Source organism: Streptomyces sp. NPDC017095, assembly GCF_044332325.1.
Lineage (GTDB): Bacteria > Actinomycetota > Actinomycetes > Streptomycetales > Streptomycetaceae > Streptomyces.
The window spans coordinates 444,301-455,963 of record NZ_JBIROU010000002.1; the positions used below are offsets into that span (position 1 = coordinate 444,301).

The window sequence follows — 11,663 nt, forward strand, 5'->3', positions numbered from 1 at the left end:
TCGGATTCCTGTCCCGCCCCTCCTCGGTCACGATCCGGTTTCGGGATGCCGGGAGGGTCTTGCCGTAGCTCGTGTAATCGATTCCAATCCTTCTGAAGCGAGCGTGTAATCGATTCCACGCAGCCACGAGGAGGTGGAGCCGGCGATGGCGAGCATCAAGGACGTCGCCGCGGCGGCGGGCGTGTCCGTCGCCACGGTCTCGCGGGTTCTCAACGAGCACCCGTCCGTGAGCGCCGACGCACGCGCCCGCGTGCTGCGCGCCGTGGCGGCCCTGGGCTACCGGCCCAACGCCGTCGCCCGGTCCCTGCGGACCGACCAGACCCTGACCCTCGGCCTGGTCATCAGCGACGTGCTGAACCCGTACTTCACCGAGCTGGCCCGCTCGGTCGAGGAGGAGGCCCGGGCGCTCGGTTACAGCGTGATCATCGGCAACGCCGACGAGCGGCCCGAGCTGCAGGACCACCACGTGCGCAACCTGCTCGACCGGCGGATCGACGGCCTGCTGGTGTCGCCGACCGACGGCGGCTCGCCGCTGATGCTCGACGCCGCCCGGGCCGGGACCCCCATGGTGTTCGTGGACCGGTGGATCCCGGGCGTGGACGTGCCGGTGGTCCGGGCGGACGGGCGGGCGGCCGTACGGGATCTCGTGGCGCACCTGTACGGGCTCGGGCACCGGCGGCTCGCGATCATCGCCGGGCCCGCCGCGACCACGACCGGCAGCGAGCGCGTGGAGTCCTTCCGGGCCGCCCTCGCCGAGTACGGGCTGCCGCTCCCGGACGCCCTGATAGGCCAGGGCGACTTCCAGGCCGAGAGCGGGCGGCGGGTCACGGAGGGGTTCCTGGACCTGCCCGAGCCGCCGGAGGTCGTCTTCGCCGCCGACAACCTGATGGCGCTCGGCGCGCTGGACGCCGTACGCGCGCGCGGGCTGCGCGTGCCCGACGACATCGCGCTGGCCGCGTTCGACGACATCCCGTGGTTCGTGCACACCGACCCGCCGGTCACCGCCATCGCCCAGCCGACCGGCGAGCTGGGCCGGGCCGCCGTACGGGCCCTGGTGGACCGGATCGAGGGGCGCACCCCGCGCTCCGTGACGCTGCCCGCCCGGCTCGTCGTGCGCCGCTCGTGCGGCGAGCCGCCCGGCCGCCCGCAGTCCCCCTCCCCAGTGCAAAGGAGCACGTCGTGAGCAACCCGGACGAGTTGCTGCGCATCGAGGGCATACGCAAGACCTTCCCCGGCGTGGTGGCGCTCGACGGCGTCGACTTCGATCTGCGCCGGGGCGAGGTCCATGTGCTGCTCGGTGAGAACGGCGCCGGCAAGAGCACGCTCATCAAGATGCTCTCCGGTGCCTACACCCCCGACGCCGGCCGGATACTGGTCGGCGGCGAGGAGGTGCGCGTCCACGGGGCGCAGGACGCCGAACGGCTCGGGATCGCCACCATCTACCAGGAGTTCAACCTGGTGCCCGATCTGACCGTCGCCGAGAACATCTTCCTGGGGCGCCAGCCGCGCCGCTTCGGGATGATCGACCGCAAGCGGATGGAGGCCGAGGCCGCCACGCTGTTGGAGCGGGTCGGCGTCAGCGTCTCGCCCCGCGCGCGGGTGCGGGAACTCGGTATCGCGCGGCTTCAGATGGTGGAGATCGCCAAGGCGCTCAGCCTGGACGCGCGCGTGCTCATCATGGACGAGCCGACCGCCGTGCTCACCTCGGAGGAGGTGGACCGGCTCTTCGGGATCGTGCGGTCGCTGCGCGCGGACGGCGTGGGCGTCGTCTTCATCACCCACCATCTGGAGGAGATCGCCGCGCTGGGCGACCGGGTCACCGTGATCCGGGACGGCCGCAGTGTCGGGCAGGTGCCCGCCGCCACGCCCGAGGAGGAACTGGTGCGGCTGATGGTGGGCCGCTCCATAGAGCAGCAGTACCCGCGGCAGCGGCCCGGCAAGGGCGAGCCACTGCTGTCCGTGGAGGGGCTGACCCGGGACGGCGTCTTCCACGACGTGAGCTTCGAGGTGCACGCCGGGGAGGTCGTCGGCATCGCGGGGCTCGTGGGAGCCGGGCGGACGGAGGTGGCGCGGGCCGTCTTCGGCGCCGACCCGTACGACCGCGGTGCGGTGCGGGTCTCGGGCGCACAGGTCAGGCGGCACGACGTGAACGCGGCCATGGCGGCCGGGATCGGCCTGGTCCCGGAGGACCGCAAGGGCCAGGGGCTGGTGCTGGACGCGTCCGTCGAGGAGAACCTCGGCCTGGTGACGCTGCGCGCCGCCACCCGGGCCGGACTCGTGGACCGCGCGGCGCAGCGCGCCGCCGCCGGGCGGATCGCCGGGCAGCTGGGCGTGCGCATGGCGGGCCTCGGCCAGCGGGTGCGCACCCTGTCCGGCGGCAACCAGCAGAAGGTCGTCATCGGCAAGTGGCTGCTGGCCGACACCAGGGTGCTGATCCTGGACGAGCCCACGCGCGGGATCGACGTCGGCGCCAAGGTCGAGATCTACCAGCTGATCAACGAACTCACCGCCGCCGGCGCCGCCGTCCTGATGATCTCCAGCGATCTGCCCGAGGTGCTCGGCATGAGCGACCGGGTGCTGGTGATGGCCCAGGGCCGGATCGCCGGTGAGCTGTCCGCCGGCCAGGCCACGCAGGACGCGGTGATGTCCCTCGCCGTCTCCACCCCCACCACCGAGAAGGAGGCCCCCCGTGGCCACTGACACGCTCAAGAGCCGGCCGGGCGCGAGTGGCGCCCCGGGGGCCCTGCGCAGACTGCTCCTGGACAACGGCGCGCTGACCGCGCTGATCGTCCTCCTGATCGCCCTGTCGGCGCTGTCCGGTGACTTCCTGACCACGGACAACCTGCTGAACATCGGTGTCCAGGCGGCCGTGACGGCGGTCCTCGCCTTCGGCGTGACGTTCGTGATCGTCTCCGCCGGCATCGACCTGTCCGTCGGCTCGGTGGCCGCGCTCTCGGCGACCGTGCTGGCCTGGAGCGCCACCTCGCACGGGGTGCCGGTGGCACTCGCGGTCGTGCTGGCGGTCGCCACGGGCATCGCCGCCGGCCTGGTGAACGGTTTCCTCGTCGCCTACGGCAAGCTGCCGCCGTTCATCGCGACGCTGGCCATGCTGTCGGTGGGCCGCGGTCTGGCGCTGGTCATCTCCCAGGGCTCCCCCATCGCGCTGCCCGGCTCGGTCTCCCACCTCGGGGACACGCTCGGCGGCTGGCTGCCGGTGCCAGTGCTGGTCATGGTGGTGATGGGACTGCTCGCGGCGCTGGTGCTCGGGCGGACCTACATCGGGCGGTCCATGTACGCGATCGGCGGCAACGAGGAGGCCGCCCGGCTGTCCGGGCTGCGGGTGCAGCGGCAGAAGCTGGCGGTGTACGCGCTGTCCGGGCTGTTCGCCGCGGTGGCGGGCGTGGTGCTGGCCGCCCGGCTGTCCTCGGCGCAGCCGCAGGCCGCCGACGGCTACGAACTGGACGCGATCGCCGCGGTCGTCATCGGCGGTGCCTCGCTGGCGGGCGGCACCGGCAAGGCGTCCGGCACGCTGATCGGCGCGCTGATCCTGGCGGTGCTGCGCAACGGCCTCAACCTGCTGTCGGTGTCGGCGTTCTGGCAGCAGGTCGTCATCGGTGTCGTGATCGCGCTGGCGGTGCTGCTGGACACCGTGCGCCGCAAGGCCGGGGCGGTCCCGGCGGCGGCCGGCGCGGGCGGGCCGAAGGGCCGGCAGGCGGTGACGTACGCGCTCGCGGCCGTGGTCACCGTCGCCGTGGTCGGCGCCACCTCCCTGCTGCATGGCGGGGCCGCCGCGTCCGCGAACCCGCGGCTGGGGCTGTCCCTGTCGACGCTTAACAACCCGTTCTTCGTGCAGATCCGGGCCGGCGCCCAGGCCGAGGCGCGGAAGCGGGGCGTGGACCTGACCGTGACCGACGCCCAGAACGACGCCTCCCAGCAGGCCAACCAGCTCCAGAACTTCACCAGTTCCGGTCTGGACGCGATCGTCGTCAACCCGGTGGACTCGGACGCGGCGGGCAACACCGTCAAGGCCGCGGGTACGGCGGGCATCCCGGTGGTCGCCGTGGACCGGGGCGTCAACCACGCCTCCGTGGCCACCCTGGTGGCCTCCGACAACGTCGCCGGCGGTGAGCTGGCCGCGAAGACCATGGCCGAGAAGCTGGGCGGCTCCGGCCGGATCGTCATCCTCCAGGGCCAGGCGGGCACGTCGGCGGCCCGGGAGCGGGCGGCCGGGTTCGCCAAGGGACTCAAGGCCTACCCGGGCATCCGGGTGCTGGCCCAGCAGCCCGCCGACTTCGACCGCGCCAAGGGCCTCGACGTGATGTCGAACCTGCTCCAGGCCCACCCGGACGTGCAGGGCGTCGTCGCCGCCAACGACGAGATGGCCCTCGGCGCGATCAAGGCGCTCGGTGCCAAGGCCGGCCGGTCGGTGCAGGTGGTCGGCTTCGACGGCACTCCGGACGGTCTGAGCGCGGTCAAGGACGGCACGCTGTACGCGTCGGTCGCCCAGCAGCCGTCGCAGCTCGGCAGGATCGCCGTGGACAACGCCCTGAAGGCGGTCCGGGGCGGGAAGGTGGAGCCGACCGTGAAGGTGCCGGTGAAGGTGGTCACGAAGGACAACGTGGCCGGTTTCACCGGCTGACACGCCACGCCGGGCGGGCCGGCCCCCGGCAGCGGTGCCGGGGCCGGCCCGCCCGGCGTCATCCGACAGGGAGTCAACTGATGTACGACTACGACCTGCTGGTCGTGGGATCGGCCAACGCCGACCTGGTGATCGGCGTCGAGCGGCGGCCGGCCGCCGGCGAGACGGTGCTCGGCGGCGACCTGGCCGTGCACCCGGGCGGCAAGGGCGCCAACCAGGCGGTCGCGGCGGCCCGGCTGCGGGCGCGTACGGCGCTGCTGGCGCGGGTCGGCGACGACGGCCACGGCCGGCTGCTGCTGGACTCCCTGCGCACGGCCGGGGTGGACACGGCGGGCGTGCTGGTGGGCGGCGCCCCGACGGGTGTCGCGCTGATCACCGTGGACCCGGAGGGCGACAACAGCATCGTGGTGTCGCCGGGCGCCAACTCCCGGCTGCTGCCCGCCGACGTCCGGGCGGCCGCCGGTCTGGTCCGCGCCTCCCGGGTGGTGTCGGCGCAGCTGGAGATCCCGCTGGAGGCGGTCGTGGAGACCGTACGGTGCCTGGCGCCGGGCAGCCGGTTCGTGCTGAACCCGTCCCCGCCGCGCGAGCTGCCCGCCGAGGTGCTGGCGGCCTGCGATCCGCTGATCGTCAACGAGCACGAGGCCCGGGTGATCCTCGGCGGTGCCCCGGTGGGCGACGATCCCGCGGAGTGGGCGCGGCTGCTGCTGGCCAGGGGGCCGCGGTCGGTGGTGGTGACGCTGGGCGCCCGGGGAGCGCTGGTGGGCGACGGCTCGGGGGTGACCCGGGTGCCGTCGGTGGCGGTGGCCGCGGTGGACACGACCGGCGCGGGCGACGCGTTCACCGCCGCGCTGGCCTGGCGGCTGGGCGCCGGTGCGGACCTGGCCGGGGCGGCGGCCTACGCGGCCCGGGTGGGCGCTGCGGCCGTGACCAGGCGGGGCGCGCAGGAGTCGTACCCGACGGCGGAGGAGGTCGAGGCCCTGGGCGGCCCCGGAGACGCGCCGGCGCCCGGGGCGGACCGGTGAAGAAGGCGGGCATCCTCAACCGCCGGCTGGCCGGGGCGCTGGCCGGACTCGGGCACGGGCACGAGGTGCTGGTCTGTGACGCGGGCATGCCGGTGCCGGACGGGCCCTGTGTCGTGGACCTGGCGTTCCGGGCCGGCGTGCCGTCCTTCGCGGAGGTCCTGGACGGTCTGCTGGCCGAACTGGTCGTGGAGGGCGCCACGGCGGCCGAGGAGGTCCGGGCGGCCAATCCGGCGGCGGCCGGGCTGCTCGCGGGCCGCTTCCCGGAGCTGGCGCTCGTCCCGCACGCGCGGCTGAAGGAGCTGTCGGCCGGGGCCCGGCTGGTCGTGCGCACCGGAGAGGCCCGGCCGTACGCGAACGTGCTGCTGCGCTGCGGGGTGTTCTTCTAGCCGCCTTCGGGCCGCCTCCAGCCGACGGCACGGACCGGACGTACGAGGGGGCGCCCCTGCTCCGCGGAGGCGCCCCCCGGTCTTCCCCGCTAGCGCATGACGTGCTCCACGAACCGCCGGGCCGTCTCCGCCAGCACCTCGCGGCCGTCGCGTGCCCACAGCCGCTCGTTGAACAGCTCGACCTCGATCGGCCCGGTGTAGCCGGCCGCCTCCACGTACCCCTTCCACTCCCGCAGGTCGATCGCGCCGTCCCCGAGCTGGCCCCGGCCGTTGAGGACGCCCTCGGGCAGCGGGGTGGTCCAGTCGGCGAGCTGGAAGGCGTGGACGCGGCCGCCCGCGCCGGCCCGGGCGATCTGCGCGGGCGCCTGGTCGTCCCACCAGACGTGGTACGTGTCCACGGTCACCCCGACCTGGCCGGCGGGGAAGCGTTCGGCGAGGTCCAGGGCCTGGGCGAGGGTGGAGACCACACAGCGGTCGGCCGCGTACATCGGGTGCAGCGGCTCGATGGCGAGGCGTACGCCGCGTTCGCCCGCGTACGGGGCGAGGACGGCGAGGGCATCCGCGACGCGCTCCCGGGCACCGCGCAGGTCCTTGTCGCCCGCCGGCAGACCGCCGCAGACCAGGACCAGGGTGTCGGTGCCGAGCGCGGCGGCCTCGTCGACGGCCGCCCGGTTGTCGCCGAGCGCCTCGGCCCGCCGCACGGGATCGGCCGCCGTGAGGAAGCCGCCGCGGCACAGGGTCGTCACCGTCAGGCCGGCGTCGCGGACCAGTTTGGCGGCCGCCTCGACGCCGTACGCCCGGACCGGTTCCCGCCACAGGCCCACGTGGCCGATGCCCGACCGGGCGCAGGCGTCGGTCAGTTCGGGCAGCGAGAGCTGTCTGACCGTCATCTGGTTGACGGACAGCCGCGCGAGGTCACGGGTCACTGGTCCACTCCGTACAGGCTCAGCAGGTTCCTCATCCGCTCCTCCGCCAGTTTCGGGTCGGGGAACAGGCCCAGGCCGTCGGCGAGTTCGTAGGCGCGGGCCAGGTGCGGCAGGGAGCGGGCCGACTGGAGGCCGCCGACCATGGTGAAGTGGTCCTGGTGGCCGGCGAGCCAGGCCAGCAGGACCACGCCCGTCTTGTAGAAGCGGGTCGGGGGCTGGAACAGGTGGCGGGACAGTTCCACGGTGGGGTCGAGCAGGGCACGGAAGCCCTGGACGTCACCGGTGTCCAGGACCCGCACCGCCTGGGCCGCCAGCGGGCCCAGCGGGTCGAAGACGCCGAGCAGGGCGTGGCTGAAGCCCTGTTCGTCGCCCGCGATCAGCTCGGGGTAGTGGAAGTCGTCGCCCGTGTAGCAGCGCACGCCCCGCGGCAGCCGGCGCCGCACCTCCACCTCGCGCCCGGCGTCCAGCAGGGAGATCTTGACGCCGTCGACCTTGTCCGGGTGGGCGGCGACGACCTCCAGGAAGGTCTCGGTGGCCGCGTCCAGGTCGGACGAGCCCCAGTAGCCCTCCAGGGCCGGGTCGAACATCGGGCCCAGCCAGTGCAGGACCACGGGTTCGGCGGCCTGGCGGAGCAGTCCGCCGTAGAGCTCCAGGTAGTCGTCGGGACCGCCGGCGGTGGCGGCCAGGGCGCGGGACGCCATGAGGACGGCCTGCGCGCCGGCCTCCTCCACCACGGCGAGCTGTTCCTCGTAGGCGGCGCGGATCGCGGCCGGGCCGCCGGCGGTGAGCTGGTCGGTGCCGACGCCGCAGGCGATGCGGCCGCCCACGGCGCGCGCCTCGGCCGCGCTGCGCCGGATCAGCTCGGCCGCGCCCGCCCAGTCCAGGCCCATCCCGCGCTGCGCGGTGTCCATCGCCTCGGCCACGCCGAGCCCGTGCGCCCACAGGTGGCGGCGGAAGGCGAGCGTGGCGTCCCAGTCGACGGCGGCGGGCGAGTCGGGCGAGACGTCGGCGTACGGGTCGGCGACGACATGGGCCGCCGCGAAGACCGTACGGGAGGTGAAGGGGGCGCCGGCGTGGTGGGACGGCGGGTCGGTGCGCGGGTCGTAGCGGCGCAGGGTGCCGTCGGCGGACGGGAGCTGGAGGGTCACAGGGCGATCTCCGGTACGTCGATGCGGCGGCCCTCGGCGGAGGACCTCAGGCCCAGTTCGGCGAGCTGGACGCCGCGGGCGCCGGCCAGCAGGTCCCAGTGGTAGGGGGTGCCGGCGTAGACGTGCTTGAGGAACAGCTCCCACTGGGCCTTGAAGCCGTTGTCGTACACGGTGTTGTCGGGCACCTCCTGCCACTGGTCGCGGAAGACCTCGGTGGCGGGGAGGTCCGGGTTCCACACGGGCTTGGGCGTGGTGCCGCGGTGCTGCGCCCGGCAGGTGCGCAGGCCGGCCACCGCCGATCCCTCGGTGCCGTCGACCTGGAACTCCACGAGTTCGTCGCGGTGCACGCGCACGGCCCACGAGGAGTTGATCTGGGCGATGGCGCCGCCCTCCAGCTCGAAGATGCCGTAGGCGGCGTCGTCGGCGGTGGCGTCGTAGGGCTTGCCCTGTTCGTCCCAGCGCTGCGGGATGTGGGTGGTGGCCAGGGCCTGCACGGACGTCACCCGGCCGAACAGCTCGTGCAGCACGTACTCCCAGTGCGGGAACATGTCGGTGACGATGCCGCCGCCGTCCTCGGCGCGGTAGTTCCAGGAGGGGCGCTGGGCGGGCTGCCAGTCGCCCTCGAAGACCCAGTAGCCGAACTCGCCGCGCACGGACAGCACGCGGCCGAAGAAGCCGCCGTCCAGGAGCCGCTTCAGCTTCAGCAGGCCCGGCAGGAAGATCTTGTCCTGGACGACGCCGTGCTTCACGCCCTGGTGCCGGGCGAGGCGGGCCAGCCGCAGCGCGCTCTCCAGGCCGGTGGCCGTGGGCTTCTCGGTGTAGACGTGCTTGCCGGCGGTGATCGCCTTGGTGAGGGCCTCCTCGCGGGCGGAGGTGACCTGGGCGTCGAAGTAGACGTCGACGTCCGGGTCGGCGAGGACGGCGTCCAGGTCGGTGGAGACGTGGTCGAGGCCGTGCCGCCCGGCGATCTCCCGCAGGGCGTGCTCGCGGCGGCCGAGGAGGACGGGCTCGGGCCAGAGCACGGTGCCGTCGCCGAGGTCGAGGCCGCCCTGCTCGCGCAGGGCGAGGATCGACCGGACGAGGTGCTGGTGGTAGCCCATGCGCCCGGTCACGCCGTTCATGGCGATGCGCACCGTCTTGCGTGTCACGTCAAGTTCCCTTCGTGAGCCGCCGTAGCAAGCGCTTTCTATCGAGGAGAAGCTAGCCTCTGCCCGTGGTCTGTACAAGACCGTGTTCCAGGGGGAGTTGTCCGAGGTGGCGAACACCTGCACGCCATGGCCGTAAGGTCTGCTCGGAACCGGGGCCCGAGCCCGGTTCGCCTGCGAGGGGCGACTGCCCGACCCGTGACCGGAGGACGACGAGATGACCGTGACCCTGGCGGACGTGGCGGCCCGCGCCCAGGTCTCCCCCGCGACGGTGTCGCGCGTGCTGAACGGCAACTACCCGGTGGCGGCCGCCACCCGCGAGCGGGTGCTGCGGGCCGTGGACGAGCTGGACTACGTCCTCAACGGCCCCGCCAGCGCGCTCGCCGCGGCCACCTCCGACCTGGTCGGCATCCTCGTCAACGACATCGCCGACCCGTTCTTCGGGATCATGGCGAGCGCGATCCAGGGCGAGATCGGCGGACCGGGCGGGCGCGCGGGCGGCGAGCGCCTGGCGGTCGTCTGCAACACCGGCGGCTCGCCCGAGCGCGAGCTGACGTATCTCACCCTGCTCCAGCGGCAGCGGGCCGCGGCCGTGGTGCTGACCGGCGGGGCCGCGGAGCACGCGCCGCACACGGCGGCGGTGGCGGCGAAGCTGCGCAAGCTGGCGGACGCCGGGACCCGGGTGGTGCTGTGCGGGCGCCCGCCGGCACCGGACACCGGGGCCGTCGCGCTCACCTTCGACAACCGGGGCGGCGCCCGCGCGCTGACCGGCCACCTCCTCGGCCTCGGCCACCGCCGGCTCGGCTACATCGCCGGTCCCGCGGAACGCACCACCACCCGGCACCGGCTGGAGGGCCACCGCGCGGCCCTCGCGGCGGCGGGCGTCGCGGAGGACCCGCGCTGGACGGTGTACGCCCGCTACGACCGCCGGTCCGGCTACGAGGCCACGCTGGAGCTGCTGCGCCGCGATCCGTCCCTGACGGCGATCGTGGCCGCGAACGACACCGTCGCCCTCGGCGCCTGCGCCGCGCTGCGCGAGTCCGGGCTGCGCATCCCCGAGGACGTCTCCGTGGCCGGCTTCGACGACCTGCCGTTCAGCATCGACGTGGTGCCGTCCCTGACGACCGTCCGCCTGCCCCTGTCCGAGGCGGGCGCCCGGGCCGGCCGCATCGCCATGGCCCGCGAGGAACCCCCGCCCGGCGGGATCGCCTCGGCGCGCGGGGAACTGATGGTGCGGGGGTCCACGGGGGCGCCGCGGGCGTCCTGAAGCGGGACGGTGACGTACGCCGGTGACGTACAGGACCCGTGACCGGCGCCGCGGGCTTCCTGAGCGGGACGCGTGGCGGACAGGGCCGGGCGCGGTCGGGCCGGCTCGCGGTGCCGGGGCCGGTGGGGGCATGGCCGGGGGGCTGGCGGGTACGTTCCGATGTCATGAAGCTGGCGTTCTCCACTCTCGGTGTCCCCGGTCTGCCCGTCCCGGAGGTCCTCGCGCTCGCGACGGCGCACGGTTACCACGGCGTCGAGCTGCGCGCCCACCCCGAGGAGCCGGTGCACCCGGGCCTCGGCCCCGCCGAACGCGCCGATGTCGCCGCCCGGTTCCGGGCCGCCGGGGTCGGGGTGCTGGGCCTGGCCGGGTACGTCCGGGTGGCCGCCCCGGGCGAGGACGCGCCCGTGCTGACGGAGCTGCGGGACCTGCTGCGGCTGGCCCACGACCTGGAAGCGCCCTTCGTCCGGGTCTTCCCGGGCGCCGGGGCCGACCTGCCCGTGGAGGAGGCGGACGCGGTCGCCGCCCGGCGGCTCGGCACCGCCGCCGAGGACGCCGCCGCGCTCGGCGTCCGCATCCTGCTGGAGACCCACGACTCGCACCGCACCGGCGCCGACGCGATCCGCGTGCTCGGCCCGGTCGGGCACCGGCAGGTGGGCGCGCTGTGGGACGTGCTGCACACCTGGCTCGGCGGCGAGCAGCCGGCGGACAGCTACGCGGCCCTCGCCCCGCACCTGGGCTATGTCCAGGTCAAGGACGTGGCCTCCGCCGAGGACACCACCCCGCTGCCGCTCGGCGCCGGTGTGCTGCCGCTCGCCGAGTGCGTGGACGTGCTCTCCCGGCACGGCTGGGACGGCTGGCTGTGCTGGGAGTACGAAAAGCGCTGGCACGAGACGGCCGCGCCGCTGCCCGGACTGCTGGACGCCGGCCGCGAACACCTGCTGCGGCTGCTGGGCGAGGCGGCGTAACCGGCCGGACGGGGCAGCGTAACCGGCCGGACGGGGCAGCGTAACCAGTCGGACGAGGCGGCGTAACCAGTCGGGCGAGGCGGCGTGCCCGGTCGGGCGGGGCCGCCGGCCAGGGAAAAACGGCTGGCGGCGGCCGGAAGGGGCGGCTAGCCTCCCCCGGTGATC

General features: G+C 74.5%; 10 protein-coding genes. 7 read left to right on the top strand and 3 right to left on the bottom strand.

Annotated features, from left to right (window positions below):
* The first annotated feature begins 145 nt into the window (after window positions 1-145).
* The 5 genes from ACH4OA_RS05010 to rbsD all read left to right on the top strand — a co-directional run bounded on the left by ACH4OA_RS05010 (window position 146) and on the right by rbsD (window position 6,047).
* Window positions 146-1,183, top strand: coding sequence for a LacI family DNA-binding transcriptional regulator (locus ACH4OA_RS05010; protein WP_397939707.1), 1,038 nt, complete (start codon window positions 146-148; stop codon window positions 1,181-1,183).
* Window positions 1,180-2,700, top strand: coding sequence for a sugar ABC transporter ATP-binding protein (locus tag ACH4OA_RS05015; RefSeq protein WP_397967673.1), 1,521 nt, complete (start codon window positions 1,180-1,182; stop codon window positions 2,698-2,700). Before ACH4OA_RS05010 ends, ACH4OA_RS05015 begins: the two co-directional genes overlap by 4 nt.
* A complete protein-coding gene (locus ACH4OA_RS05020; RefSeq protein ID WP_397939703.1) occupies window positions 2,690-4,639 on the top strand; it encodes a substrate-binding domain-containing protein in 1,950 nt (649 codons plus the stop codon). Before ACH4OA_RS05015 ends, ACH4OA_RS05020 begins: the two co-directional genes overlap by 11 nt.
* An 80-nt stretch (window positions 4,640-4,719) precedes the next feature.
* Window positions 4,720-5,661: a ribokinase gene (locus ACH4OA_RS05025; RefSeq protein WP_397967675.1), complete on the top strand. Its 942-nt coding sequence runs from the start codon at window positions 4,720-4,722 to the stop codon at window positions 5,659-5,661.
* Entirely contained in the window at window positions 5,658-6,047 is a 390-nt protein-coding gene (gene rbsD / locus ACH4OA_RS05030; RefSeq protein WP_365880361.1) for a D-ribose pyranase, read from the top strand. Before ACH4OA_RS05025 ends, rbsD begins: the two co-directional genes overlap by 4 nt.
* 89 nt (window positions 6,048-6,136) lie before the next feature.
* Here rbsD and ACH4OA_RS05035 read toward each other — a convergent pair whose 3' ends face one another.
* Genes ACH4OA_RS05035 through ACH4OA_RS05045 form a run of 3 tightly spaced genes read right to left on the bottom strand, consistent with a single transcriptional unit; the run spans window position 6,137 to window position 9,269 of the window.
* Window positions 6,137-6,937 (bottom strand): sugar phosphate isomerase/epimerase family protein, encoded by an 801-nt coding sequence (locus ACH4OA_RS05035; protein WP_397967867.1) that lies wholly within the window; start codon window positions 6,935-6,937, stop codon window positions 6,137-6,139.
* A 32-nt stretch (window positions 6,938-6,969) separates the two neighbouring features.
* Window positions 6,970-8,121, bottom strand: coding sequence for a dihydrodipicolinate synthase family protein (locus ACH4OA_RS05040; RefSeq protein ID WP_397939700.1), 1,152 nt, complete (start codon window positions 8,119-8,121; stop codon window positions 6,970-6,972).
* The gene (locus ACH4OA_RS05045) at window positions 8,118-9,269 is read right to left on the bottom strand and encodes a Gfo/Idh/MocA family protein (protein ID WP_397939698.1); all 1,152 of its coding nucleotides are present in this window, start codon (window positions 9,267-9,269) and stop codon (window positions 8,118-8,120) included. Before ACH4OA_RS05045 ends, ACH4OA_RS05040 begins: the two co-directional genes overlap by 4 nt.
* A 214-nt stretch (window positions 9,270-9,483) precedes the next feature.
* On the opposite strand from ACH4OA_RS05045, the gene ACH4OA_RS05050 reads away from it, so the two are divergent.
* Window positions 9,484-10,533, top strand: coding sequence for a LacI family DNA-binding transcriptional regulator (locus ACH4OA_RS05050; RefSeq protein ID WP_365880355.1), 1,050 nt, complete (start codon window positions 9,484-9,486; stop codon window positions 10,531-10,533).
* Window positions 10,534-10,697: 164 nt separating this feature from the next.
* Entirely contained in the window at window positions 10,698-11,498 is an 801-nt protein-coding gene (locus ACH4OA_RS05055) for a sugar phosphate isomerase/epimerase family protein (RefSeq protein ID WP_365880353.1), read from the top strand.
* Window positions 11,499-11,663: the final 165 nt, after the last annotated feature.

Excerpts from the sequence above, each read along its gene's own strand:
- ACH4OA_RS05010 (WP_397939707.1), top strand. The coding sequence starts at position 146 with ATGGCGAGCATCAAGGACGTCGCCGCGGCGGCGGGCGTGTCCGTCGCC.
- ACH4OA_RS05025 (WP_397967675.1), top strand. The coding sequence starts at position 4,720 with ATGTACGACTACGACCTGCTGGTCGTGGGATCGGCCAACGCCGACCTG.
- ACH4OA_RS05035 (WP_397967867.1), bottom strand. The coding sequence starts at position 6,937 with ATGACGGTCAGACAGCTCTCGCTGCCCGAACTGACCGACGCCTGCGCC.
- ACH4OA_RS05050 (WP_365880355.1), top strand. The coding sequence starts at position 9,484 with ATGACCGTGACCCTGGCGGACGTGGCGGCCCGCGCCCAGGTCTCCCCC.
- ACH4OA_RS05055 (WP_365880353.1), top strand. The coding sequence starts at position 10,698 with ATGAAGCTGGCGTTCTCCACTCTCGGTGTCCCCGGTCTGCCCGTCCCG.